Raw genomic sequence first — 26,237 nt, forward strand, 5'->3', positions numbered from 1 at the left:
ACATGTTTGATATGATGGAACAGCACAGCGAAGAAGCTGTCATTAAAGTAATTGGCGTGGGCGGTGGCGGCGGTAACGCTGTTGAGCACATGGTAAAACAACAAATTGAAGGCGTACGTTTCATTGCTGCGAATACGGATGCACAAGCATTACGTAATTCATCAGCAGATGTAACTGTACAGCTAGGTACACAAATCACCTCTGGTCTAGGTGCGGGTGCTAACCCTGAAGTGGGTCGTAACTCTGCTGAAGAAGATGCTGAGACTATCCGTGCCAGCCTTGAAGGCGCTGACATGGTGTTCATCGCAGCTGGTATGGGCGGTGGTACTGGTACAGGTGCTGCGCCAGTGGTTGCTAAAATTGCTAAAGAGTTAGGCATTTTAACGGTTGCTGTTGTAACGCGCCCGTTTGACTTTGAAGGTAAAAAGCGTGCTGCAGCTGCTGAACAAGGCATTAATGAATTGTCAGAAACTGTAGACTCACTTATTACAATTCCGAACAATAAATTGCTTAAAGTTTTAGGCAAAGGCACTACACTGTTAGATGCCTTCGCAAAAGCGAATGACGTGTTATTTGGTGCGGTACAAGGTATTGCAGAGCTAATCACACGTTCAGGTCTAATCAACGTGGATTTCGCCGACGTACGTACTGTTATGTCAGCGATGGGTACTGCGATGATGGGTACAGCATCTGCGTCTGGTCCTGACCGTGCACAAGAAGCTGCAGAAGCGGCTATCTCAAGCCCACTACTTGAAGATGTCGATTTAACAGGTGCTAAAGGTATCCTAGTTAATATCACTGCAGGTATGGATATTGCGATTGAAGAATTTGAAATTGTTGGTAACCACGTTAAAGCACTTGCGTCAGAAAACGCAACAGTGGTTGTGGGTGCGGTAATTGACCCTGAAATGAGCGACGAGTTACGTGTAACGGTTGTTGCAACAGGTTTAGGCGGCGATCGTCGTCCACAGTTTGGTATTGTTGATAATGGCTTTAAGAAAGCATCAGGTTCTGATGTACAAAGCTCAATGAACCAAACAACTAGCAGCATGTATGTACCAAGCTTTGCAAGTCAAGGTAGCAGCGATGATGTAAGCATGTCATCAGCGTCTGAAAAGCAAGAGCCAGTACAACAAAGTACAACGAGCAGCTCAGTATCTAGCAGCACTGAGAGCAGCAAAAAATCTGATAAGTCAGAAGGGGGAGATTATTTCGATATCCCTGCTTTTCTTAGAAAGCAAGCTGACTAAATAGACTTTTACTGGTTATTTTGTTCGATAAATAAACAAATTGGCAGCTGGATGTATTTATGATACAATTCGCCGTCTAACTGTAACTATAAGTGAGCGAACCTATGATTAAACAGCGTACGATTGCAGAAGTAGTCAAAGCCATAGGAATTGGACTTCATAAAGGTGAGAAGGTCACTATTACTCTCCGACCTGCGAGCGCAAATACTGGGATAGTATTTCGTCGCGTAGACCTTGATCCGGTTGTTGATTTTGAAACAACACCAGAAGCCGTTGGTGATACGCAACTGTGTACCTGTTTAACAAACAAAGATGGCGTTCGCTTATCAACGACTGAGCACCTTATTGCGGCGGTAGCGGCAATGGGTATTGATAATCTAATTGTTGAATTAGACAGCTCAGAAGTACCAATTATGGATGGTAGTGCATTACCATTCATCTATTTGTTACAAAAAGGCGGCATTAAAGAAGTAAATGCAGCTAAGCGCTTTATTCGTATTAAAGAAAAAGTACGCATTGAAGAAGGCGATAAATGGGCTGAGATCGAACCATACGATGGTTTCCACATCGATTTTGAAATTGCGTTTGATCACCCAGCAATCAATGAAAGCCGCCAACGTATCGGTTTAGATATCACGGCACAAAGCTTCACTGAAGAAATCAGCCGCGCACGTACTTTCGGCTTTATGAAAGATATCGAGTATATGCACGCTAACAACCTAGCATTAGGTGGTAGCATGGATAACGCAGTTGTATTGGATGAGTTTAAAGTACTAAATCCAAACGGCTTACGTTACAGCGATGAGTTTGTTAAACACAAGATCTTAGACTGTGTGGGCGATATGTTTATGACAGGCCACAACATTCTAGGTAAAATCACGGCTTATAAATCAGGCCATGATTTAAACAATAAACTACTTCGTAAAATTATGGCGACTGAGTCAGCATGGGAATGGGCAACATTCGATACCCCAGTGACTATGCCAGCACCAGGCCTAGAAGTAGCGACAGCTTAATCGCAAGCATATTACAGTTATAAAAAATGACGCTTTAAGCGTCATTTTTTTTGCCAAACTATTATCAAGAATCATAAGCCTAGAATAGCTTCAAGCTCGACCAACTGATTGATTTGATAAGTTGGTTTAATATCCTCTGGTAGCTCAACTCCCGGGTGTTGTAACCAACACGTGTCGATACCCACATTGTGACCACCTAAAATATCGCTGGCAGCTGTATCGCCTACCATTAAAATCTGTTCTTTTGGCGGATTCCCCATTAATTGAAATGTATGTTGAAAAATCTCTGGGGCAGGTTTTGCTTTACCGACTAACTCTGAAATAACCAGCCAATCGAACATATCCTGTAAACCGGTGTGACCTAGGCGTTTTTGTTGTAACTTAGCAAACCCATTGGTAATAATGCCTAGCTTGGCGTGTGGTTTTAACTTTGTAAGCAAGTCAACTGCACCAGGTAATGGCACACAAATAGAGGCCATAGCATCCAAGAAGCCATCGTTAAGCTCTTTTGCTGGCACATCGAGTCTATTAGCCCATTCTGTAAAGCGAGTTATCTGTAGCTCGCTGGCGGTAATTTCATGCTTTTGATAAGCAACCCAAAGCGGCTTATTGGTTGCTTGGTAATGATGATAATCTGACTCAGTAAATTCTACGCCGTAATGTGCAAACATCACTTTTAAACCTTCGAATGCATTAAAACTAAATAGCGTTTCATCTGCATCGAATAATACGTGGCTATACTTCATGGTTATCCTAATTACTGGTTGAATAGGGTAGGGTGTGAAAATGGCGCCATGGCCAATGTCAGCGCTTGTACATAAGTACTTTCGCGCGTAGCAAGATGATTGGTTAATAAGCCAATAGCACCACCTTGTTGTTTGATATTAACGGTATTGAACGCCTCATCCATGACATCACCTAGTTCTTTACCAGCTAGCAAGGCATCGTAAAAAGGTTGCGGTAACGGTAGGTTGCTACTGCGACCAACGCTAAATTGCTGCTTGTTTGCAATCACTACAAAGGCAAAGGTTGCAGCGCCATAACTAAATTGTTCTGCGCCGCCTTCCATTGCTGCATAAAAGTCGGCGTCAAAGTGATCTTGGCAATACTTAACACGGTTTTCAGCGCCGATACGGGTTTCATCTTCGCCTAGCGGCTGATCAGGCACACCAGAAGGTGCATCTTCACCTTTGCATTCAATGGTATGATTTGGGAAATAAAGACTAAAGACATGTTTAGCCGCGTTAATTTTAACGGGGTTCTTTGAACCAACAATAACACGTAAAGTTTGTTTCAAGCCGACGACTCCATTGTTTTCACCAGAGTCAGCAGTGTACCCGAGTGAGTTAAATCGGCAAGTCAACCGGGGCTAAATTTTCAAGGGCGCGTTTTTTCAAAATAATATCTTTGATCAATGGGGTTAACACAAGCTCCATGGCTAAACCCATTTTGCCTCCAGGTACCACAAGGGTATTGATACGAGACATAAAGCTGCCTTCAATCATGCTCAAATAGTACGGAAAATCGACGTCATCTATGCCACGAAAGCGAATAACAACAAAGCTTTCGTCTAAAGAAGGAATATCTTTTGCGCTGAATGGGTTTGAGGTATCAACCGTTGGCACTCGCTGGAAGTTAATATGAGTACGCGAAAACTGCGGAGTAATATGATTTATGTAATCGTCCATCGAGCGCACAATAGAGCCCATTACCGCTTCACGAGAGTGGCCTCGTTCAGAGGTGTCACGAATGAGCTTTTGGATCCACTCAAGGTTGATAATAGGCACCATACCAATCAATAAATCGACATGCTTAGCAACATCATGATTCTCATCGACAGCACCACCATGTAGACCTTCATAGAATAAGATATCTGTATTTGATTCTAAGTCTTGCCAAGGGGTAAAGGTGCCCGGTAATTGGTTATAAGGGACCGCTTCGTCGAAAGTATGTAAGTAGCGTCTGATTTTACCTTGCCCGGTTTCGCCATATTGATAAAAAAGCTCCTCAAGGGCGCCAAAATCGTTAGCTTCTCGGCCAAAGTAGCTAATATGCTTGCCTTCTTGTTGTGCTTCACGGACTTTTTTATCCATTTCTGGACGTGTATAACGATGAAAGCTATCGCCTTCGATGAAGGCTGCATCAATGCTTAAGCTTCTAAAAATGTGCTTAATCGCATTGGTGGTTGTAGTAGTCCCCGCCCCAGATGAACCGGTAATAGCGATGATAGGGTGTTTAGCTGACATAATTATTCTCGTTATTGTTGATACCAGTCGGCATGAATTGTTAACCATTCTAGCGTGTTAAATGGTCAGTTACTTAGCTCGATTGGTATTATCGTGCATAAAATCAATCAGTAGAAACTGATAAAAAACGAACACGTCCTAGTTATAAAGGTCGAGCATGGTAAGGTCAAGTGACTGGCGGATTAATTAACGCTATCATGGGCTGATAAAAATTAAAACGAGAGAACAACATGAAATTGATTTCGTCTTTACTTTTCGTCGCAGCAGGGACATTTTTTACCAGTCACGTACATGCAGCGATGCCTAAAAGCGAAATATTACTTGCCGAGTTAGACACCCCATATGGTATGCAGGTGTCGCGAGTAACAGATGATAAAGCTTATAATAATCAACCATTTTTAGTTGATACAGGGCTTTACTATACCCATGAGGTTGTTGACGAAAATGGCCAGTCACAAACCGATATTGCGTTTTATGACTTTACATCTAAGAGCAGCGTGAATATCACCAACACGCCTGTCAGTGAATACTCGCCTACGCTGATGCCAAATCAGCAAGCCTTGTCGGCAATCGTGGTCGAAGCAGATGGCAAGCAAAAGTTATGGCAGTATCCATTAGCAGAAGAGCCAGCTGCAAGCCGAATTTTTGAATGGATTGAGCCGGTTGGCTACCACGCTTGGGGCGCTGATGAAGACCTGATCATGTTTATTTTAGGTGAGCCGCATACATTGCAATACACTCGTGTTGCAGCTGCTAAACCGCGTGTCATTGCCGGTGATATTGGCCGTACTTTAATTTTTGACAAGCACACAAACAGTTATTTATTTAGTTATAACAAAAACAACCAACATTGGGTTGCACGCTTTGCGCCGCAAACTGAGGAAGTTAGTGATTTATTTAGATTACCTGAGTCGGTGCAAGACTTTGCTTTAATTGACAAAGACACTGTGGCTTATGCGGTTAATAATCGAGTTCATAAGCGCAGCCTTACAGAGCCTGAAGTGGTATCACAGTGGCTCGATTTAAGACGCTTTTGTGAAGGCTCAATCTCACGGTTAAATTACAAACAGAGCAAACTGGCATTTGTATGTAATAAATGAGTAACGCTTTCAGCCTGATTGCTGTACTGTGGCTAAACTATCCACGTTATATGTAAGGAATGCCTTTGTCTTTTTCTGCCGAGCAAGTGAGTGTACAGCTGGTAAAAGCGGGCTGCCGCAGTAATTTTAAGATTAAGAATATTAACGAATTTATGCCAGCTAGCTCAAAAGAGGCATTTTATGTTCATGAGCAAAGTGGCCAAGCTAAAATCGTTATTAGACCTATATTTGAAGTATTCAGTGCTGATTTTGAGTCAATAGAGGGCATTACGCGAATCAAAGACTACTTTCACAGTAGTGAAATGACCCGCTTTCCAACTCGCATTTATAAAAGTGCACAGCCCATTCATTATGGTATTGCATTTAAAGTCACTTCACCTGACGCTGCTGAGCAATTTATAACTAAGTTAACTGCTATTTTAGCGCAATAAAAAAGGGCCACATTGTGGCCCTTTTTGCATTTGCTTTAATTAGCGTTTAAGGAAGCTATTCACCGAGTTTAGCTCACGGTTTTTCAGTGCAATACAATCATTGATGCTTTCTTCAAGCTTACTAAGAGAACGTGCATAACCTGGTACTTTAGTGATTTTATCGTTGAAGAAGGTTTTGGTTTTCTCTAGGCTTTTCGCATCGCAGCTTGCCGTCGTGAAGAACGGTAAGTTTGGAACAAAGAACGGCGGTAAGTTCTTAGTGATGGCATCGTAATTGTTGTAAATCCACTCAATAAACAGTGCTTCACGCTCTTTACCATAGCCTAACCCACCTAGTAAGGTACGCATATCAGAGGCTGTTACGTTATCTGTTAAGCTGTATTCTAGAACCGCTTTTTGTAACTCAGGTTTACCAAAGTAACCCATCGCTGCCAGCATCTTAGTACGAACTTGTGGATCTTTGGTGGTTTTAAAGGTTTGTTTGTACTTTTCAAGTAACTTCGCATCGCCATGGTAAGCCGCAAGGTTTAAGTAAGTTGAGGCTAAATATGGGTCAACATTTTCAGGGTTGTTTAAGTACAGTGCCGCTTGTGCTTTTGCGGTATCAATGACTTTTTGATCTTGGCCATCAAAACCTAGACGGGCAATAACTTGCGCACGTAACTGTGATACCGCCGCGTCTTCACCTGTTTTTGCCGTTAATCCATATTGCTTAGCAGCTGGTGCAATGCTGTTACGGATAAACTTAGGCCATAGGTCACGGTTGCTGTCGTCTTCGAATACGCGTTTTTGAGAAGCAAGGTAACCTAATGCTGTGTTTGCCACTAATGGGTGAGCATCACTCACAAAGGCTTCTAAAGTTTGCATTAAGTGAGCCGCAGAGATAACACCTGCATCAAGTAATGAATCAACCGCAGAAAGTAGCGCTAAGCGTTCACGAACAGTTAGCTTGTCAGCAGCGTTCTCTAGTAGGGCATTAAACTGAGCATCATCTAATACCCAGCGGTAATAACCCATGGCACCTTGATCTGGGTAGATCCACTCAGGTTCAAAGTCGAGAGTTAGTTGTTGTGTTTCTTTATTCAGCAGTACACTTGCGGTTTTAACTTTGTCGCCCGCACCATACTTAATTGCAACCGGAACATTCCAAAGCTGTGCTGGTGCATCAACGCCAGCATTTACAAAGCGGCTTTGGCTGATATTAATTTTCTTACCATCTTGCGTTACTTTAATAAGTGGGAAAGATGACTGTTCGATAAATGATTTTAATACACTTGCCACATCTTTATTAGACGCTTCGCCTAGTGCTTGCCATAGATCCGCGGCTTCTGCATTTTTATACGAGAATTTTTTCAAGTAAGCACGAATACCTTGCTGAAATGCCTCTTCGCCAATCCAGTTTTCAACCATAGATAAAACCGCACTCCCTTTACTGTAGGCAAGGCCAAGGCCATCCATGATGTCAGCTTCAGTTTTGATTGGCTTACGAATAGGTTTAGTACTTAGACGCGCATCCAGTGCCATCACATAGTTTTGTGGTAAGTCTAAGTGAGACTCAAATTCTGGGTTAATTTGTGCAGTGATTTTTGCTGCCATCCAGCTTGCGAATGCTTCGTTTAACCATAAATCATTCCACCATTTCATAGTCACTAGGTTACCGTACCACTGGTGAGCTAACTCATGGGCAATGATTGATACATTACGCTCTTTTTTGCTGCGCGTTGCTGTTGCAAGATCTACTAGTAAAATGTCTTCACGATAAGTCACTAGGCCTGCGTTTTCCATTGCGCCAAATGGGAACTCTGGTACTGCCACTGAGTCTAGCTTTTTGTATACGTAAGGAATGCCAAAATAATCTTCTAGGGCTTTTAACACTCGCGGCATATTTTCTTTTGCGTAATCAGCAAGGTGAATTTTACCTTGCGGAGTCAGTACACGGCCAGGGATTGGCATGCCTTTAATTTCAAGCTCTTCAAACGGGCCCACAGCCATAGCGACTAAGTACGAAGGAATCGGTGGCGTTTTGTCGAAAAAGTGCGTTGTCATATCGCCATCAACTTTGGTTTTTAAAACCGGTGTATTGGCATACACTTTTTGTGATGTTGGCGCTGTGATAGTCAGCTGAAATGGAATTTTATAACTTGGCTCGTCAAAAACCGGGAATGCACGACGCGCATCGCTCATTTCAAATTGCGTGAAAAGATAAGGTGTGCCTTGATCTAAAGTTTTATATAAACCAACACTTTGACGATTATAAGGGGCTGTAAAATCAACTTTTAAAGTGTATTTTCCTGGTTGGATTTTTTCTTCACAAGCGAATTTAACTTTGCCTGTTTTTAGCATTTCAGCACTTAGGTCACAGTTTTCTGCACCTAAAATTTTCGCCATGCTAACCGCATAATCAATACCGTTTAATTCGATATAATTCGTTGCTTTTAGAACCTCTAAAGCAATTTCGGTATGACCAGAAAAATTGTCTTTTGCAGGATCAAGCGTAAGTTCTACTTGTTGTGAGCTAGGCTTGGCAAGCTTTTCGATAACATATTCATTGGCATGGGCAGAGCTAACAGCAAGTGCAACACTCACCGTTAATAGGCTTTTTAAGAACATAAGTATCCCTGATTTTTTGTTGTTAGAAAGGCACCTGCTATGAGGGGCGAATCACCATGCTATCAGGTTTTAATTTGAACAGTAATAAATAGTTAGTAACAAAGTTTGTCAGTTAATTATGGCGGTCAATGAAACGCTGCCAATGCAGTTGCGGGTTTATTTGTCGTATGTTTTGCAGCACGGTATTTAATAACTGCATATCAGCAAAGCGTTGCTCGTTGAAATCTTTAAAACCAAGCAAGTAGTTAAAGGCGTCTTTGCAGTTGGCTTGCAGTGCATGAATTCGCACTTGTTGTTCAAAGTTGAGCCGTAAGCTGCTTATCGCGGTTTTCATACCTTGCTGATCAACAGTAGGAATAGCGCACTTTTGTAAATAACCAGCGCGTTCACCTTCACCCGAAAACCAAATACGTACTTTTTCGCTGTAGCGACCAGATTTAGCGGGTAAATCAAACATCAGTCGTTGCTGATTTTGCTCATTTAAATAGCCTAAGTATTGGTCAAGTCCTGCATCGAGTAATGCATTGTGGATAGGCACATAGCGGGGTTTTATCTTGCCATGTGTATGAAAATCAAAGCAGCGAATTCCATCAAGGGTGACAATATTATCAAGGGTTAAATGGCCAATTTCATCGCTGTAGGCACCGGTGTAATAAGCAAATAAAGGCAGCCAAAAGTGCCAATGCTTAGCTTGTTCACGTGCTAAACGCTGATCACCATAAATGTAACCATTATACAGGGTATGTAATTCCATGGCCGAAAAGGGCCTACGACCAAGATGGGACTTCAACCTAATACCTTGATAATAAAGATGTGTCGAAGAGTATAACTGATATACCCAAACCACCTCAAGATGCGAGCTTCAGTTGGAATTAAAAGCGATTTAGGCAAGGCATTGATTGCAAGTAATAGTGGTTCTATTGTTAAAATCAATATAAGTATCAAGTTTCCAGCTAAACGACACTGCCATAAATACGGCCGTGTCGTTATAAGCTTAAGGATTGCGATTAATCGCAAAGAGCTTTAGCTAAACCAACCGGTTCGATTTCAACGCATACTTGATCATCGTTCCAGTTTAAACCAACAAGCGCATCATCTTCGTTAAGGTCTTCAACCCACTCATCAAGAAATTCGTCTAGGCCAATTTCAACAGGGGTATAGTCTTGCCACTCATCTTTACATTGTGCTTTTGCAGCGTCTTCAGTACCCCAAAGTAATAGCACATCTGTGTCGCTAAATTGGTTTGATTCACAGACAACAAAACCACCATCTTCGGCACCCAGTGCCCACATAGATTCGTTCAAACGAACTTTTTCTACAAAGCTAACTAATTCTGATTCAATTTCGATATCGCTCATTTGCGTAACCCTTATCTTTATATTCGTGGATCTGTTTGTTGTACCGCCGCTTTATCGGCGAATTTATGATAAAAATCAACTAAGTTTTCTAGTTGGCTAAAATCAGTTAATTCGCGGAAGCGGATCCAATCTAGCAAGCAGTATAAACTGATGTTGAGGTATTCACAGCTTTTAAATACTGGCTCCGATAAATGAGTATTCAAATAGGCTAATGTTTCAACAATTCGTTCATTCTGTAAATTAAAAAATAGTTTGTCGCTGTTGGTATCAAACCCTGAACGCTGACAAAGTAAAATTTCTACCAGTGAATCATTGCAGGCATTGATAATGGTTAAGTAGTTCTCTTGCTGCCAGCTAAGTAACGGCTGATCAGCTTTCTCTAGTAGATAGCGAATAATTGAGTTGGAATCACATAAGGTAAAATCATGGTCGATTAATACAGGAATTTTTCTGGCAGGGTTATGAGCAATCATGGTTTGTCTGTCTTGCTCAGAGAAAATATCCAAATTAATAAAATCAATAGGTAGGTTATTAAGTTCCGCCCAAATCCGAATACGGCGCACAAAAGGTGATGTGGTCGAGCCTAGTAATTGCATGATGGTATCCTTTGCAAAAAAAAGCCGCTGTGAAGCGGCTTTTTGAAATCAATTTGTTAATTAGTCAGTACGGCTTGTTACTTCTAGAAGATGATAACCAAACTGGGTTTGCACTGGGCCTTGTACTTGGTTAATTGGTGCAGAGAATACGACTTTGTCGAATTCTGGAACCATCATGCCAGGGCCAAACTCACCTAATGCACCACCATCTTGACCAGATGGGCAATTAGAATGAGCACGAGCAAGCTCTGCAAAGTCAGCTCCTTGCTCAATTTGCTGTTTTAAATCTAAACAGTGAGCTTCACTGTCTACGAGAATGTGTCTTGCACTGGCTACTGCCATAACATCTCCTAATGTGTGTTTTAGTATTAAATTACTAGTTTAGTTCAATATTTACCGAACGAAAAATTAAATTTATTTTGCAGTTAGCTCAGCTTCAATTGCATCGCGTAAAGTTTGCGATTGTGGCTTAGTTTTACTATTAAAGCGCTGCACTGTCTTACGGTCAGCAGACACTAAATATTTGTAAAAGTTCCAGTTAGGTGAGCTAGTTGCTTCGTTTAGGTGTTTGAATATCGGGTTTGCATCGCTACCGCGAACGGCACTGGTAGCCAGCATATTAAAGGTTACGCCATAATTGATGAAACATACTTTTGCAGTGTCTTTTTCATCGTCTTCTTCTTGGAAAAAGTCATCTGATGGAAATCCTAATACGACCAAGCCTTGGTCTTTATATTCTTTATGAATAGCCTCTAAGCCTTCAAACTGGCCGGTAAAACCACAATTACTAGCTGTATTGACTATTAGGAGTGGTTTGTCTTTGAATTCGCAGAAGTTAATTGACTCTTTTGAGCGTAACTTTCTCATTGTAACATTGGTAAAGTCATCACATTGGCTGCTTGCTTTAGCAGTTGGCGTAGCCTCAGTAGTTTGTGCTGCAAGGTTGGTTGTTATTAGGCCTGCTGCAAGTAACAAAGCATATTTATACATAGTTATTTCCCGCTAGTTATTTGTGATGAATATACGCTAATATGCAGCAAAGTGATCATTTAATTTCAGCTATTTATGACGATTCGAAAAGCAACACAAACCGATTTAACTGACATAGTCGCTATTTATAACGAGACCATCCCTGGTCGTATGGTAACTGCAGATACAGAAGAGGTATCGGTTGCAGACAAACAAGCTTGGTTTGATAGCCATACAGAGAAAAGACCTATTTTTGTTTTTGAGCAACAAGGTAAAGTGCTTGCTTGGCTGAGTTATAAGTCATTTTATGGCCGACCTGCCTATGATGGTACCGTTGAAATTAGCATTTACATCACCCAGCAAGCTCAAGGGAAGGGGCTAGGTAAACAATTGCTTACATTTTCAGAACAGCATGCAAAAACACTTGATATCAAGGTGTTATTAGCTTTTATCTTTAGCCACAACCTACCGAGCATAAAACTGTTTAATCGCTTTGATTACAAGGTCTGGGGAGAGCTTCCTGAGATTGCGATCATGGATGATAAAGCCTATAGCCTTACTATTTTAGGTAAGCGTTTAGACACTTAATTAGCTAAAAAGCTAATAAAAAATGCGGTACAAATTGTGACCCATTGCGATTTTAGGCTACGCTAAAATAGGTATTTATTATTAAGCGAGTCTAGTCTACTGTGCGAAGAATATTGATTGTTGATAGCAATAGTGTTTTAGCAATGCGGGTCAAGGTGCTGCTAGAGCTTATTGGCTGTCGAGTTGAGCTATTACATTTTGCAATGGTTGATGATGCTGTTTTAGAGCAAGACTTTGATCTTGTTGCAGCTTCTCATGGTGTGCCAACCACTGTTATTAAAACGCTAATGGGAGTGTTCTCACAAGAGCATTTCTTGCTGTTAGCGCCTAAAGCGCAGCGTAGTGATTTACTAGAGCATTTTAGTGAAGTAAATCGCCTATTACCTAATGCTGTGGTGATTTACCCCTTCTTTGCAAATAAAGAGATTAGCTCTTTATTAGAAGGGGTACTTGAGCTCGACAGCGATAATATTCTTCAACTTCCTACCGTGTTACTTGTCGATCACTGTGCTGAACGTTTGGCGCAAATAGCCCTAAACCTCAAAGGGGCACATATTAAAACCTTCACAGCTGATAATACTGCATCTGCTGTGGATGTTATTAAAGAACAGAGCATTGATTTACTCATTAGTGATTTTACTTTTACTGATGGCACAGGGCTTGAGCTCTTTAATAAGCTCAAAACATGTCAGCCTAATAGTCGTTGTTTACTTTATACCTCTAAGCCAGATCAAGTCTCGATGGTAGCAGCTATTCGTCAAGGGGTAGAAGATGTGCTCATCAAGCCGATTGATGATAATAGTCTGCTGCAATCAGTACATAAACTTTGGCAAACAGAACTATTAAGGCGTCATAACACTGAATTAGTAGAGCGTTTGCAAAATACAGTTGATGCACTCATTGAAAAAGACAGCTTATTACGGGTTATTTTTAAGCATACACCCGATGCCATCATTCTATTTGAACGTGGTGGTAAGGTTATAGAAACTAACGACGCCTGCGAGCAGCTGTTTGAAAAGCCTCTGAAAGAATTTGAGAATTGCTCTGTTTTTGAATTTTTTGATGTGGCATCAACTGAGCGCATCAAAGATAAGATTGCGACTTTAAGTAAAAACCGACAATTTAGTTGTGACTTACGACTACTCAAGAAAAATGGCAGTGAGGTGCCTTTAGTTGGCTCGTTTAACGAAATCGACCACCACGGAGAAATTGCGCTAGCGGTGATCTTTAAGAACGTTACACATCTTAAAGAGAAAGAAGATTTACTCGTTGAAGCTAAAGATTTGCTTGAAGAAGAGGTCAAAGCCCGTACTGCTCAGTTAGAGCATGCTAAAAATGTGGCAGAAGCGGCAAATCATAGTAAATCTGAGTTTTTAGCGAACATGTCTCATGAACTTAGAACACCTATGCATTCTATTTTAAGCTTTGCTCGCTTTGGGCTTGATAAGGTTGCTAATGACGATTTAAGTAAAGACAAGTTAAACAAGTATCTATCTAGAATTGAGCAAAGTGGTGAGCGATTATTATCGCTGCTAAATAACTTACTCGATCTATCAAAACTCGATGTCGGGAAATTCCCGTTCAATCCGCAAAAGCATAACTTAAGCAATATTATAAAAACCAGCATTGATGATGTGTCGGGCACAGCCCTTGAAAAAAGTATTGCTATTCGGCCTATAGGTTTTGAACAAGGCATTGTGCTTGAGTGCGACGAAGAACAAATTAATCAAATTATGCGTAACTTGATCGGTAATGCACTGAAGTTTAGTGAGCCGAATAGCGAAATTGATATTAGTTTAGCGGTGAATGAGCAGATGGCCGAAATCGCTGTTATTGACCGCGGAATAGGGATCCCTGAACAAGAGCTTGAAAAGATTTTTGCTAAGTTTGAGCAAAGCAGTAAAACCAACAGTGGTGCGGGAGGCACTGGGCTTGGATTAGCTATTTGTCGGGAATTTGTAGCCTTACATCAAGGCACTATTTCGGCAAGTAACAATGAGCACGGGGGCGCCACTATTTTGGTACGGCTGCCCTTAGAAATAGACTTGCCGCAACACTTGGCAAATGAACAACAGTCTATATCGATGAATTAATAAAACGGAAGAGATAATCATGGCCTTGAAACGTATTTTAGCGGTTGATGATGAACCATTTAATTTAGAAATTATTGAAGAGATCCTTGAAGATCTCGATTTTGAGCTGAAAATGGTTAATAGCGGCCCAGAATGCTTAGAAGTCGTTGAAGAGTTCGACCCTCAAGTGATTTTACTCGATGTGAGCATGCCACAAATGAGTGGTTACGATGTCTGTCGTAAGCTCAAAGAAAACCCCAATACGCAAAAAATTATTGTGATGTTTGTCTCAGCCAGAGGCACCGTTGAGGAACGCATGGAAGGTTATTCTGTTGGTGCAGAAGACTACATTGTTAAACCATTTAGCCATAATGAGCTCAAGCTTAAGTTACAACATTTGAATCAAGTGCTAATTGAAAAAGAATCGCTAGAACAACAAGTTGAAGATGCTACGTCAACGGCATTTAATGCGATGGCAAACAGCAGTGAAATGGGACAAATTGTTAATTATATTGAGCATATAGGTTCAATAGATAACGAACATGAACTCGGCAAAGCCTTTTTAAACTGTTTAGGTGCATTTGATTTACAAAGCAATGTGGAGTTTAGATTAGATAACGAAGTATTACATTTCTCTGTGTCGGGTGTGTGCTCGCCGATTGTGATCGAGCTGTTTGAAATGCTGAAAAGCAAAGGTCGATTGCACGAGTTCTCAAATCGGATTTTAGTAAACTATGAAATGATCAGTTTGCTTATCTTAAATATGCCTGGGCAAGACCCCGATAAGCATGGTCGAATTCGAGATCATATTTGCTTTTTAGTCAGTGTTACAGAGCAGCAGCTTAAAGCGATTCTCACTAAAAAAGAGCTACTTCAGCAGCAGCAACAGTTAAATGATGCTGTAAGTAAGGTGCACAGCAAATTTACAGGTTTGATTGAGCTTTTAAATGAAAACCGTATCAATAACGAAGCTGTATTTAAGCGGCTTCAAGAAGACTTAGAAAGTCGCATACCGACCATGGGCTTAGATGAAGACCAAGAAGTGTTTATCTATCAAAAGGTCGACGAAACCATTCAAAACTCAGTGGCTCGAGAGGAGTCAGTAAAAGGGGTTAAAGCGGCCTTTAAAGAAATTGAGAATGACCTATCGCTATTATTAACGCGATAGGGCAAAGCTTGAACTAGTCATCAAGCATCTCTGGGTAGGCCTTTTTCAACAATTCGAATTAAGCGCGCCGTTTTACGAAGCTTTAACTGGCGCTTATTTTTTTGCTGATCAAGCGCCCACTCGATATGCTCAGCGACCAAAGCTGTAGCGGTTGTTAACCTTTGCTCTAAAGCCTCGATTATTTGCTCGTTGTAATCAGCGTTACCTAATCCGACAGCAAGGTTTCTTAACCAGCGCTCGTGACCAATACGGCGTATAGGGCTGCCTTCGGTATTTTTAAGAAAGGTTGCTTCATCCCATGCAAATAAAGTCAGTAATTCTTGATCTTTAAGTTGCTTTCTTGGGTGAAAGTCAGCTTCATCGGTGAGTTGACCATAGCGATTCCATGGGCATACTAACTGACAGTCATCACAGCCATAAATGCGATTCCCTAACAGTGGGCGATACTCTTCAGGAATTGCGCCTTGTAATTCAATAGTAAGGTAAGAGATACATTTACGGGCATCGACTACATAAGGCTCGACAATCGCACCGGTTGGGCACAGTGTCATACAGGCAACGCATTTCCCACAGCCTTCAAAGCTATTCTCATCATCAATAGGGAGTGGTATATCAACAAACAGCTCCCCTAAGAAAAACCAAGAGCCCGCTTCTTTATTGATTAATAAACTATGTTTTCCACGCCAGCCCAAGCCTGCCTTTTCGGCTAGTTGCCTTTCAAGCACTGGAGCTGAGTCAACAAAGGGACGAAAGCCGAGCTGGCCAACTTGCTGCTCTATTTTTTGGCCTAACTTTTTCAGACGGTTGCGAATTAACTTATGATAGTCACGACCCAATGCATAGCGACTAATGTACGCTTTATCAGTCTGTTTGAGGTTTTTAGCAAAGCTTGCATCAGGCGGCAGGTAGTTCATTTTTACTGAGATGACTCGCTGCGTGCCAGGTACCAGCTCTGCTGGGCGCGCTCGCTTCATACCATGGGCTGCCATGTATTCCATCTCACCGTGATAGCCTAAATCTAACCAGCGCTGTAGCTGCGCTTCATGCTTCGTTAGGTCAATATCAGTGATCCCGACTTCTGCAAAGCCAAGGTCTTTACCCCATTGCTTTATTTGCAGTGCGAGTTGTTCATAATCAATAGAAGGAGTTGTCACGGTCAATAAAAAAGTAGCCAAGAAGCGGCTACTTTAACATAGTTTGACTCAGGGCAGCAGTTAAAAGCCGATCACACAAAGCGTTTTAACTGCTCTTGGGTTTGTTGGCTCAGTTTGTGTGATTGTTGGCAATCTGCGAGTGATTCATCAATTTGCTGTTTAGCTTGCTCACCCAAAGCCACAATTTGCTCAACAGTTTGATGGGTCTGGGTTTGGGTTTGCTCTAGTAAATGCACCGCGCTGACAATCTGTTGTAGTTGTTGTTGGTTTTGCTCAAATTCGCCAAGCATATTGCTAAAGCCTGTTGAGGTGTTGCTAATGGCAGTTTCAGCTTCACTCGAGTGGCTAATTAACTGCTCAGACTCTTTATTGGTTTCGCTAACGAGGGTGTTCATCTGATTAATAAAATCGCTGATCTGGCGAGTTGCATCGTTTACTTTAACTGAGAGCGATCTGACTTCATCGGCAACCACCGCAAAGCCTCGGCCTGCTTCACCTGCACGTGCCGCTTCAATTGCAGCATTTAGGGCAAGCAAATTGGTTTGATCCGAAAACTCTTCGACCATTTTTAAAATGGCGCGAATGTTCTCGCTGTTTTCTTTAAGGCCAGACACTGTTGCTGAGAAGTTACCCAAAATTTGGCTAATCATCGCGACCTTTTTAACTAATGCCGATAACTCAGTGGCTGAGTGCTTAACAAAGTTTAAGTGTTCACTATTAACATGATGCACGCTGTCAGTATTTGCTGAGATATTCTCAAGGCTTGAAGTAATTTGGTTGCTTGAATCAGTAATGGTTTGACTGAATTTTATTTGCTGGTGGCTCATTTCTGCGGTTTGCTGCATTGAATGAGTCATCTTTGAACTACTATCTGCACTGGCTTGAGCGCTTTGGTAAGTGGTGGCTAATAGGTTTGCTAAATGAACTGTAAAGGTATTGTACTGCTCACTTAAATCACGAAACTCATCATAGGTAAAATGCGGTAGCTTGGCAGATAAATCAGCATCATGGCGGTTGATTTGCTCAAGTGTATCGCGCATTGCTTGCACTGGGCGCACAATTAAAAAGCGCATGTAGAAAACAGTAAAAATAAAGCTCGCGATGATAACAAAGGCCATTAACCAAAATAGTCCCATGCCAGCTTGCTGTTCTGAAAGGCTGCTATAAAGCCAGATCAAAGTAATGGCTTGAAACGCAAACACGAAACCTAAATTACCGACAATCTTACGTGTGAGGGTGTAAAAGAAAGTTTGTTCGATAAAATTGTAAATGCGCATATAGCTACTCATTAAGGTGTTGTGTTGATTCATTTTGGCGTAATTTTTTATTATTCAATGTCACATAATTCAACAGTATAGCTTAGTTTTGTTGAGTTACAGTGACTGCAGTGTCATTTGTGTATGACACGGAAAATTAGTAAAAATACCATCTACGCCATACTCTAGCATTAATTCGATATCTTCCACTTTATCGACCGTGTAAGCATAAACTTGAAGGCCGCGTTGTTTTGCGTCAGCAACAAACTCATGGTTTACAAAGTTTTTATCTACATGAATGCTATAGGCATGGAGTTTTTGCGCAAACTCGCTGTAATTAATTGGGATAGAAGCGGTGAGTGCACCAATCTTTACCCACGGCAATTTTTGCTTTAGCCACATCAGTTGGTGGTGATCGAATGAAGAGACTAGCAGGTTATCCCGAGAAATTTTCCCAGCGCTAACGTTTGATTCTATAAGCTCTACAAATTTATCTAACGAAAAAGTATGTTTAAGCTCTAAATTAAGTAAAGTTTTATCAGCAACCCAATCGATTGCCTGTTGTAAAGTGGGCACGCACTCGCCATTGCCTGCATCGTATTGTTGAATTTGCTCTTTTGAGCAGGCATTTACCTTTCCACGACCTGAAGTTGTTCGATCAAGCCAAGTGTCGTGAATAATCATGTAATCATCAAGGCAGCTTTGCACATCAATTTCGATGCCATCTACTGCTAAATCAACAGCTGCGATAATGGCGCTTTGAGTATTTTCTGGGTAGGTACCACTGGCACCTCTGTGAGCGAATACTTTCATCATTGCTTATACCTACGAGTCACTGACCATGTTTCATAAAAAGCGGCACTAATCACCAGCGCGCCACCAATAAGAGTGCTAATTGAAGGTTGCTCATGCAAAATTAAAAAAGCGAAAAACGTACCGTATAAAGGCTGCAAACACGATATCAAACCAGCGGTTGAAGCTGATAAGTTTTTTAGGCTTGCTGCAAACAGTGAATGCGGTGCTGCTGTAAAAATAACTCCTACGGTAATTAATAGCAGCCAATTTATTGTATCAACTTGTAATGGCGGTACTTCGACAAAGGCGCACAGCATAATGCAGGCGATCCAAGTTTGATAAAGCATGGTTTGTGGGCCGCCATATTGGCTAAAGTAACGCTTGTGAACGATATTTCGAAACGCAAAAAAGAACGCTGACAAAATGCCAATAGCAATACCGAGTGTGACATCATTGCCTAAGCTGGCATCAGGAATAAGTAAATAAATCCCTAGCATTACCACCAAGGCGCTAAAAATATCTTTGAGCTGTGGTTTACTGCCATGAAATAAAGGCTCTAAAAATACCGTGATAACAGGGTAAGTAAAAAAGGCAATCATACCGACTGCAATACCTGCTAGTTGCATACCTGCGAAGTAGGTGAGCCAATGTATTCCAACAGTGACGCCAAGTAACAAGGCTATAAGGTAGTCGCGACGCGAGTGAAGCTTAATCGCTTTGTGTTGAATTGTAAGTAAGATCAGTAAGGCACAGCCTGCAATTGCTGTTCGGTAAACGGTAATATCTAATGCACTTAAGCTGACTAGCTTTGCGAATAATGCAGTACCACCAAATAGGAGTACTGCAATATGTAAGTATATAAGGCTCTGTTTGTGCGCCTGCATTACAAACCTTGTTATTGTTGTTATTAACTCTCTTTGTAACGGTAATCCTTTACTTTGTAAACTCCCCAAATGGGCTAATCCATTCGTTTAGTTCCAATATTTCCATCCCTGCAAGTAATAGTGCAGCACATTAGGCTCATCAAGCGTCGATACTTTTTCATTGTTAGCGCTAATATCCGGCGTAAAAATAAACAATTGTGCGTCATTTTCTGGGCGGTAAAAGCGGGTTTTAACAGGCAATACTTGTTGGTTACTGCACATCAAGTTGCAAGCCATAACAAAGCCCCATTCGCCAAAAGAGGGCACATTCAAATGATAAGGCAGGGTGTGTGCAAAGCCCGCTGCACTGAGTGTGTTATTGATAGACCAAAATGCTTGCTTCGCAAAAAATGGGCTGGTGGCCTGGGTCACTACAATACCGTTATTTGGTAGTCGTGTTTTTATTAGTTGATAAAACTGCTGACTGTAAAGCCGTGCAAGATTGATTGCTTTTGGATCGGGTAAATCAATAAAAATAATATCGAACAGCTGTTCGTTTTGCTCAATAAACACATAAGCATCTTGATGAATAATTGTCACTTTAGGATCACTCAGTGAGTGCTTGTTAAGTGTTGTGAGGTTGTGATTAGTTTGCGCAAGCCTAGCGACAGCAGGGTCTAAATCAACCAGGGTAATAGACTCTAATTGCGGGTATTTCAAAAGCTCCCTGGCTGCTAAGCCATCGCCACCGCCTAAAATTAGAATACGTTTTGCATTACCATGGCGCACCATAGCGGGATGAATAAGCGCTTCGTGATAGCGATACTCATCAATCGATGAAAATTGTAAGCCACCGTTTAAATAAAGCCGAATATCATCTTTATGACGAGTCAGTACGATTTGCTGATAGGGCGTTTGCTCCGAGTGTACTACACGATCATCGTAGATTTGGCTTTGCCAAAGATGGGTGAGCTGTTTACTAGCAAATAAGCAAAGCACTAATACTGAGCAGACTAAAACTAATGTGAGTCTAAGCACTTTTCGACGATTTGGGCTGATATGGTCGATAAAGTACCACAGCAATAACAGCGCAATACTGAGATTCATTAAGCCAAAGCTTAAGGCTGTTTTAAAAACCCCAAGCCAAGGTAAAAATAGAAAAGGAAACAGTAAAGTCGCAAGCAGGGCGCCAAAGTAGTCAATAGATAACACATTAGCGAGGTTTGCTTTTAGCGCATAATGTTTTTCCATTAGGCGACTTAACAGCGGAATTTCTAAGCCAATCAAAATCCCTATTAGCGTAGTGAGTAAAATACTAATTGCTTGCAGTGGTAAACCAAACGCATAGCAGAAATACAGCAATGGCACACTTAAGCCACCAAGTAGTGCAAGCGCAAGCTCAAAACCAATAAAATACACCAGCAATGGCTTATCAGGCACAAAACGCGAAAAATAAGAGCCAACTCCCATTGCCGCCATATATACGCCAATTGTCAGGGAAAATTGGGTGATGCTATCACCCAAAAAGTAGGCACCAGTGGTTGCGATCAGTAGTTCATAGATAATTGAGCAAAGGCCAGCAACAAAAATACTAAACAGTAAAATGTGGCTTTCGCGAATTGATTTATTTACCACCTGGGCCGCCTCGTGAACGGAAACCTGCACTGCCAATACTTTGTTCACGCAATTGTTTATCAACGCTTATCGTGAGGTGGTGATAGGAGTAAACTTGCCAATCTTGCTCTTTGTCACCTTTGCTATATGCCAAGAAGGAAAAGAAGAGCACGGGTGCTAAAAACAGTAACACAATAGGCCAAACAGAGATGCGCGATTCCATTGCTTTTATAGCTTCAGGGTTTAACTTATTGATTGGTTTATAAGTAATATCGGAGCCTTCACGCTCAGCTTCTAAACGATGCAGCATTACAAATAGCGCTACACCGCCGATGAAGCCAGAAATCCATAACAGCGGTAGCATGAAATTACTGTTACCTTTGATTGGGATAATACGAAACGTATAACTAAAATGTTCGGCACGCTTATTTGGGCCAAACGTACTATTGACGTAGGCGCTATATTGCCCCTTCTTAGGGAAGTGGACATCGTGATGAGTATAATCACGGTACTCAGTCCATTTACCATCTGAATCGTGTCCGGTTTCAGCCCAAAGCTCATCAGAGTAACTAAATAAATAGTGACCATCAGGGTCAAAAATTTCGATATCAATGGCTTTCCATGAGTTTAAAGGCAGTCTGCCTTTAATTTCTAAGCGCATCATTTGGCCATCTTCTGGCACTGTAAATAGGTAAGGTTTGTCTTGTCCGTCGTAGTCTTTAAAGTTGCCATATTGGCCACTAATAAGTGGCGCTTGTAGATCTGCACGTATCACTAAGCAAACAACAAATGTGATAGCGGCAATAATAAAAAGCTTATAGATGTTCATCCATTACTCCATAAATAAGCTTAAATAGCGATAGTGATGATAACAGCAACACAGATTGCAATGCTGCTTTCAATAACCGCAACGGCGGTGTTTTTGTCGTGCATTGCTTGGTCGAGTGAAATTTTGCTAAAGATAATTTTATCAACGAGGTAACGCACAATTGGTAAAATTAAAAAGCCAAATAATGCGTCAATAAAGAATAAGCTTAAGCTTTGTTGCCAAGTATGAAAGCCACCAATGAGCGCATGACACAAGATAATAGCTAACGCCAACATAGTGCCTGAAAAGCTAAGTGCAACGGCTTTGTTGCCTTTTTCGAGCTGTTCATGAAGATTAAAAGCAGTGAGGTGATCATAGCCTTTGGCAAAAATGATCAGCATTAGTTGCCCTAAAAAATAAAACACTATGGCTGATAACCAGCTGCCTTCACCGGTTAATGCGCCACCAATGATCAGTGCTGCTGCCATATAGTTTGCTGCTTGTACTAAGCCCACAGCCTCATTTTGTTGGTTAATTAATTGCTCTTGGTTACAGAACAAACGCAGCAGTAATTTGTCATTTAAAATACGTGAGCAAGTTAGCAGCACCATACCTAATACACTGTACAGTGATACATTCATCAAATCGCTTAGTAAACCTTGACTAGGCCCAGCTAAAACAAAGCCATAAATAATGGTAATTGCCCCTAAGTAGCCGCCAATAGATAAACCCAAGGCACTGTTGGCATTATCGGTTAACTGGCTGGTGGTGTTATAAGGGGTTGCTAAGTTATACGACAGTTTTGCAACGGCTATGATTGCAATGAATAGACCAATATAGGCGCTGTTGTAGGCCATCGTTGCGAGGTAGTGGGTTACGTTAATATCCATATAATTATGTTAGCTTGTTGTTATTTTCCGAAAATATTAACACAGAGTGTTTGTTGCAAAGAATATCAAAGCTTCATTTTTGGCAGAATTAATCAATTTCTTAAAAGTTTCATAGCTTTTGCCTGTCTCATTGTTAGGTTATGGGTTAAAATAACAACATAACCAACTAACAAGATAGTGAATGTCAAAACAGGATCCAAATCTCAGTCGAGAACAAGAAAAGTACGAAAACCCCGTCCCTAGCCGTGAGTTTATACTTACTCACTTAGAATCTCGCGCCAAACCAGCAAACTTCACACAACTTTGTGACGAATTACATGTGAATGATACAGAGCGTCAAATTGCGTTCAAACGTCGTTTACGTGCTATGGAGCGCGATGGTCAACTGTATTTCAATAAGTTTAAATGCTACGCATTGATCGATGAATCAGGCCTAGTTAAAGGCAAAGTCATTGGTCATCGTGACGGATTCGGCTTTTTAGAAGTTGAAGGTGAGAGTAAAGATTGGTTTATCGCGAAGCACCAAATGAATATGGTGTTGCACGGTGACATTGTGCTTGCTAAAGGCAATCGCAAAGGCTCAAGTGGCAAATGCGATGCACGCATCATTAAGGTTTTGACCAATGAGCGAGCCCCGATTGTTGGCCGCTATTTTGTTGAGCATGGTATTGCAGTTGTTGTGGCTGAAGACCCACGCATAACGCAAGATATTATGATTCTACCGGGTAGTGAAAATGGCGCGCGCCACAACCAAATGGTGCAGGTGCAAATTACCCAAAACCCAAGCCGACATATGAATGCGGTAGGTAAAGTCACTGAGGTACTGGGTGAGCACTTAGCACCGGGTATGGAAATTGAAGTTGCACTACGCAATCACGATATTCCTCACGTTTGGCCTGAAGCGGTTGAAAAGCAAGTTGCTCATTTAGGTGAGTTTGTTGATGAACAGGCAAAGCAAGGTCGCGTTGATTTACGTGACTTACCGCTGGTGACAATCGACGGTGAAGATGCCCGAGACTTTGACGATGCCGTTTATTGTGAGCGCAAACCATCAGGTGGTTGGCGTTTATGGGTGGCCATTGCCGATGTGTCGCACTACGTAGGAATGAACACGCCTCTGAATAAAGAAGCGATTGAACGTGGTAACTCAGTATACTTCCCTGAGCAAGTTATTCCGATGCTGCCAAAAGTACTATCGAATGGCTTGTGCTCATTGAACCCAGAAGTTGACCGTTTATGTATGGTTGCTGAGATGACGGTGTCAGAAGCGGGTAAGTTGTCGGGGTATAAATTTTACGAAGCGGTGATGAATTCACACGCTCGTTTTACTTACACTAAAGTGAATGCGATTTTACAAGGCGATGAAAAGCTGCGTGAAGAATACGCCAAGATGGTGCCACATTTAACTGACTTACAGCAAATGTACATGGCACTTAAAGCAGCTCGCCAAGAGCGTGGTGCGATTGAGTTTGAAACCTTAGAAACGCGCTTTGTGTTTAATGCACATCGTAAGATTGAATCAATCGTGCCTGTGGTTCGTAATGATGCACACAAACTTATCGAAGAGTGCATGATTTTAGCGAACGTATCGGCAGCCCGATTATTAGAAAAGCACGAGGCGAGTGCGCTTTATCGTGTGCATGATGAGCCTGATGCTGAAAAGCTTGGTTTCTTCAGAAACTTTTTATCAGAGCTTGGTATCGAAACTGCGATTTCTGATGAGCCAACACCAAAAGAAATAACCCAAGTGTTAGCTAAATTAGGCGACCGTCCAGAAGCTGAGCTTATTCAAACCATGTTGCTCCGTTCAATGAAGCAAGCGGTTTATCAGCCAGATAACATTGGCCACTTTGGTTTAGCTTTACCTGCCTATGCCCACTTTACATCGCCAATTCGTCGTTACCCTGATTTAGTGGTGCACCGTGCAATTAAAGCGGTACTTAAAGCGCAAGGTCAGCAAACATCGGGTGAGTATGCCTACACTGATGACGAAGTTGATATTTTAGGTGAGCAGTGTTCAACCACTGAACGCCGTGCTGATGATGCGACTCGCGAAGTGGCAGATTGGCTTAAATGTGAATTTATGCAAGACCATGTTGGTGACGAATTTGGTGGGGTGATCTCATCGGTAACTAACTTTGGTTTATTTGTACGCTTAGACGATTTACAAATCGACGGCATGATCCATGTAACTAACCTGGGCAATGAGTACTTCCATTACGATGGTGCTAAGCATTGCTTGATTGGTGAACAAACTCACACCGTTTATCGTTTAGGCGATAAACTAACGGTTCAGGTGTCATCTGTCAGTCTTGACGAGCGACGCATAAACTTAGTATTAGCAGGTGAAGCGCAACAAGACCGTTATGCGCGTCGTCGTGGCCGTAGTGCCCCTGCAAAGCCAAGTGTTCGTGCCCAGCTTAAAGCAGGTAAAATTCCTGGTAAAAAAGCGCAGTCAGGCAGCTTTGAGGCAAAATCAGGCGACAAAGAGAATGAAAAACGTGGCAAGTCTTCACCTTCTAAAGGGCGTAAAAAGCCTAATAGTAAACAAGCTGATGCTGTAAAAGCAGGCAAAAAGAAGAGTAAGAAAAAAGCCACCAAAAAGGCAAAAAGACCGGGTAAGAATGCCCGTAAACGTAATGGCCGAGGAGCAAATAATACGTGAGTAATGAATTAATTTTTGGTTTTCACTCAGTTGAAGCAATATTAGCAAAAGAGCCTGAGCGCTTTTTAGAAATATACGCTTTAAAAGGGCGTGAAGATAAACGTTTAAACCCGGTTATTGACCAAGCACGTAAATTCGGTATTTCTGTACAATTTATGCAGCGTAAAGCGCTTGATAATAAAGCAAATGGTGAGCAGCACCAAGGCATTATCGCTAATGTAAAAGCGGCGCGCATGTATAACGAAAAAGATCTAGATGAGATCATTGCCCGTGAAGAAACGCCTTTCTTATTGGTGCTTGATGGTATAACAGATCCGCATAACTTAGGTGCCTGTTTACGTAGTGCAGATGCTGCGGGCGTGCACGCGATAATCGTTCCTAAAGATAAGTCTGCAAAACTGAATGGCACAGCGCGTAAAGTAGCATGCGGTGCGGCAGAAACAGTGCCATTAGTTCAAGTAACCAATCTTGCGCGTACGTTACGTGAAATTAAAGATGCTGGCGTTTGGGTTGTCGGCACTGCCGGTGAAACAAATACTGAGTTATTTGATGCAAACCTAACAGGGCCAATGGCTGTTGTTATGGGTGCTGAAGGGGATGGTATGCGCCGCCTTACTCGTGAGCATTGTGATTTATTAGTTAAAATCCCAATGGCTGGTTCGGTATCTAGTTTAAATGTGTCAGTTGCGACCGGTATTTGTTTATTTGAAGTGTTACGCCAGCGTAATGCAACGCAAATCTAACTGCCGCGAAAATTTCAGACACAAAAAAAGCCGATGTTACATCGG

25 protein-coding genes are annotated in these 26,237 nt (G+C 41.7%); 9 read left to right on the forward strand and 16 right to left on the reverse strand.

What is annotated here, in order from left to right:
* The first annotated feature begins 2 nt into the window (after positions 1 to 2).
* On the forward strand, positions 3 to 1,250 hold the full coding sequence (gene ftsZ, locus EXT43_RS01405) for a cell division protein FtsZ (RefSeq protein ID WP_054561045.1): 1,248 nt from the start codon (positions 3 to 5) through the stop codon (positions 1,248 to 1,250).
* A 104-nt stretch (positions 1,251 to 1,354) separates the two neighbouring features.
* Positions 1,355 to 2,266 carry a UDP-3-O-acyl-N-acetylglucosamine deacetylase gene (lpxC, locus tag EXT43_RS01410; protein ID WP_036971181.1) on the forward strand — a complete coding sequence of 304 codons (912 nt, stop codon included), beginning with the start codon at positions 1,355 to 1,357 and terminating at the stop codon, positions 2,264 to 2,266.
* A 71-nt stretch (positions 2,267 to 2,337) separates the two neighbouring features.
* Here lpxC and yjjG read toward each other — a convergent pair whose 3' ends face one another.
* Genes yjjG through EXT43_RS01425 form a run of 3 tightly spaced genes read right to left on the reverse strand, consistent with a single transcriptional unit; the run spans position 2,338 to position 4,512 of the window.
* Positions 2,338 to 3,012, reverse strand: a complete 675-nt coding sequence (gene yjjG / locus EXT43_RS01415) for a pyrimidine 5'-nucleotidase (protein ID WP_062566489.1) — start codon at positions 3,010 to 3,012, stop codon at positions 2,338 to 2,340.
* Between the two features lie 11 nt (positions 3,013 to 3,023).
* Positions 3,024 to 3,563 carry an inosine/xanthosine triphosphatase gene (gene yjjX, locus EXT43_RS01420; RefSeq protein WP_054561043.1) on the reverse strand — a complete coding sequence of 180 codons (540 nt, stop codon included), beginning with the start codon at positions 3,561 to 3,563 and terminating at the stop codon, positions 3,024 to 3,026.
* 49 nt (positions 3,564 to 3,612) lie between these two features.
* Complete coding sequence (locus EXT43_RS01425; RefSeq protein WP_054561042.1) at positions 3,613 to 4,512, reverse strand: phosphoribulokinase; 900 nt, start codon at positions 4,510 to 4,512, stop codon at positions 3,613 to 3,615.
* A gap of 230 nt (positions 4,513 to 4,742) precedes the next feature.
* Here EXT43_RS01425 and EXT43_RS01430 point away from each other — a divergent pair, with 230 nt between their 5' ends.
* Entirely contained in the window at positions 4,743 to 5,612 is an 870-nt protein-coding gene (locus EXT43_RS01430) for a hypothetical protein (protein WP_062566488.1), read from the forward strand.
* Positions 5,613 to 5,677: 65 nt separating this feature from the next.
* The gene (locus tag EXT43_RS01435; protein ID WP_062566487.1) at positions 5,678 to 6,043 is read left to right on the forward strand and encodes a hypothetical protein; all 366 of its coding nucleotides are present in this window, start codon (positions 5,678 to 5,680) and stop codon (positions 6,041 to 6,043) included.
* A gap of 39 nt (positions 6,044 to 6,082) precedes the next feature.
* Here the strand turns inward: EXT43_RS01435 and EXT43_RS01440 are convergent, their stop codons facing one another.
* The 6 genes from EXT43_RS01440 to EXT43_RS01465 all read right to left on the reverse strand — a co-directional run bounded on the left by EXT43_RS01440 (position 6,083) and on the right by EXT43_RS01465 (position 11,597).
* Positions 6,083 to 8,653 (reverse strand): M1 family metallopeptidase, encoded by a 2,571-nt coding sequence (locus EXT43_RS01440; RefSeq protein WP_130166200.1) that lies wholly within the window; start codon positions 8,651 to 8,653, stop codon positions 6,083 to 6,085.
* Positions 8,654 to 8,765: 112 nt separating this feature from the next.
* Positions 8,766 to 9,443 (reverse strand): hypothetical protein, encoded by a 678-nt coding sequence (locus EXT43_RS01445; RefSeq protein ID WP_062566485.1) that lies wholly within the window; start codon positions 9,441 to 9,443, stop codon positions 8,766 to 8,768.
* A 217-nt stretch (positions 9,444 to 9,660) separates the two neighbouring features.
* On the reverse strand, positions 9,661 to 10,011 hold the full coding sequence (locus EXT43_RS01450) for a DUF2750 domain-containing protein (protein WP_054552718.1): 351 nt from the start codon (positions 10,009 to 10,011) through the stop codon (positions 9,661 to 9,663).
* Between the two features lie 17 nt (positions 10,012 to 10,028).
* Complete coding sequence (locus tag EXT43_RS01455) at positions 10,029 to 10,607, reverse strand: glutathione S-transferase family protein (protein ID WP_062566484.1); 579 nt, start codon at positions 10,605 to 10,607, stop codon at positions 10,029 to 10,031.
* Between the two features lie 60 nt (positions 10,608 to 10,667).
* Positions 10,668 to 10,949 (reverse strand): peptidylprolyl isomerase, encoded by a 282-nt coding sequence (locus tag EXT43_RS01460; protein WP_054552716.1) that lies wholly within the window; start codon positions 10,947 to 10,949, stop codon positions 10,668 to 10,670.
* A 72-nt stretch (positions 10,950 to 11,021) separates the two neighbouring features.
* Positions 11,022 to 11,597 carry a glutathione peroxidase gene (locus EXT43_RS01465; protein WP_054561036.1) on the reverse strand — a complete coding sequence of 192 codons (576 nt, stop codon included), beginning with the start codon at positions 11,595 to 11,597 and terminating at the stop codon, positions 11,022 to 11,024.
* 75 nt (positions 11,598 to 11,672) lie between these two features.
* Between EXT43_RS01465 and EXT43_RS01470 the strand changes: the two genes are divergently transcribed.
* The 3 genes from EXT43_RS01470 to EXT43_RS01480 all read left to right on the forward strand — a co-directional run bounded on the left by EXT43_RS01470 (position 11,673) and on the right by EXT43_RS01480 (position 15,404).
* Entirely contained in the window at positions 11,673 to 12,164 is a 492-nt protein-coding gene (locus EXT43_RS01470) for a GNAT family N-acetyltransferase (RefSeq protein ID WP_130166201.1), read from the forward strand.
* Positions 12,165 to 12,307: 143 nt separating this feature from the next.
* Positions 12,308 to 14,257, forward strand: coding sequence for an ATP-binding protein (locus EXT43_RS01475; RefSeq protein WP_130166248.1), 1,950 nt, complete (start codon positions 12,308 to 12,310; stop codon positions 14,255 to 14,257).
* A 19-nt stretch (positions 14,258 to 14,276) separates the two neighbouring features.
* Positions 14,277 to 15,404 carry a response regulator gene (locus tag EXT43_RS01480; RefSeq protein WP_062566481.1) on the forward strand — a complete coding sequence of 376 codons (1,128 nt, stop codon included), beginning with the start codon at positions 14,277 to 14,279 and terminating at the stop codon, positions 15,402 to 15,404.
* Between the two features lie 20 nt (positions 15,405 to 15,424).
* On the opposite strand, the gene queG is transcribed toward EXT43_RS01480, so the two are convergent.
* The 7 genes from queG to EXT43_RS01515 all read right to left on the reverse strand — a co-directional run bounded on the left by queG (position 15,425) and on the right by EXT43_RS01515 (position 22,784).
* The gene (queG, locus tag EXT43_RS01485; protein WP_062566600.1) at positions 15,425 to 16,558 is read right to left on the reverse strand and encodes a tRNA epoxyqueuosine(34) reductase QueG; all 1,134 of its coding nucleotides are present in this window, start codon (positions 16,556 to 16,558) and stop codon (positions 15,425 to 15,427) included.
* Between the two features lie 71 nt (positions 16,559 to 16,629).
* Positions 16,630 to 17,847, reverse strand: coding sequence for a methyl-accepting chemotaxis protein (locus tag EXT43_RS01490; protein WP_130166249.1), 1,218 nt, complete (start codon positions 17,845 to 17,847; stop codon positions 16,630 to 16,632).
* Positions 17,848 to 17,931: 84 nt separating this feature from the next.
* Positions 17,932 to 18,630 carry a glycerophosphodiester phosphodiesterase family protein gene (locus tag EXT43_RS01495; RefSeq protein WP_130166202.1) on the reverse strand — a complete coding sequence of 233 codons (699 nt, stop codon included), beginning with the start codon at positions 18,628 to 18,630 and terminating at the stop codon, positions 17,932 to 17,934.
* The gene (locus EXT43_RS01500) at positions 18,627 to 19,493 is read right to left on the reverse strand and encodes a DMT family transporter (RefSeq protein WP_058585886.1); all 867 of its coding nucleotides are present in this window, start codon (positions 19,491 to 19,493) and stop codon (positions 18,627 to 18,629) included. Before EXT43_RS01500 ends, EXT43_RS01495 begins: the two co-directional genes overlap by 4 nt.
* An 87-nt stretch (positions 19,494 to 19,580) precedes the next feature.
* Positions 19,581 to 21,107, reverse strand: a complete 1,527-nt coding sequence (locus tag EXT43_RS01505) for a polyamine aminopropyltransferase (protein ID WP_171037148.1) — start codon at positions 21,105 to 21,107, stop codon at positions 19,581 to 19,583.
* Complete coding sequence (locus tag EXT43_RS01510) at positions 21,097 to 21,915, reverse strand: hypothetical protein (RefSeq protein ID WP_130166203.1); 819 nt, start codon at positions 21,913 to 21,915, stop codon at positions 21,097 to 21,099. Before EXT43_RS01510 ends, EXT43_RS01505 begins: the two co-directional genes overlap by 11 nt.
* Before the next feature lie 20 nt (positions 21,916 to 21,935).
* Positions 21,936 to 22,784 carry a DUF350 domain-containing protein gene (locus EXT43_RS01515; protein WP_130166204.1) on the reverse strand — a complete coding sequence of 283 codons (849 nt, stop codon included), beginning with the start codon at positions 22,782 to 22,784 and terminating at the stop codon, positions 21,936 to 21,938.
* Between the two features lie 181 nt (positions 22,785 to 22,965).
* Between EXT43_RS01515 and rnr the strand changes: the two genes are divergently transcribed.
* On the forward strand, positions 22,966 to 25,449 hold the full coding sequence (rnr, locus tag EXT43_RS01520; RefSeq protein WP_130166205.1) for a ribonuclease R: 2,484 nt from the start codon (positions 22,966 to 22,968) through the stop codon (positions 25,447 to 25,449).
* A complete protein-coding gene (gene rlmB, locus EXT43_RS01525) occupies positions 25,446 to 26,192 on the forward strand; it encodes a 23S rRNA (guanosine(2251)-2'-O)-methyltransferase RlmB (protein ID WP_130166206.1) in 747 nt (248 codons plus the stop codon). The genes rnr and rlmB overlap by 4 nt, the downstream gene beginning before the upstream one ends.
* Positions 26,193 to 26,237: the final 45 nt, after the last annotated feature.

The organism is Pseudoalteromonas sp. CO109Y (assembly GCF_004208935.1).
Classification (GTDB): domain Bacteria; phylum Pseudomonadota; class Gammaproteobacteria; order Enterobacterales; family Alteromonadaceae; genus Pseudoalteromonas; species Pseudoalteromonas shioyasakiensis.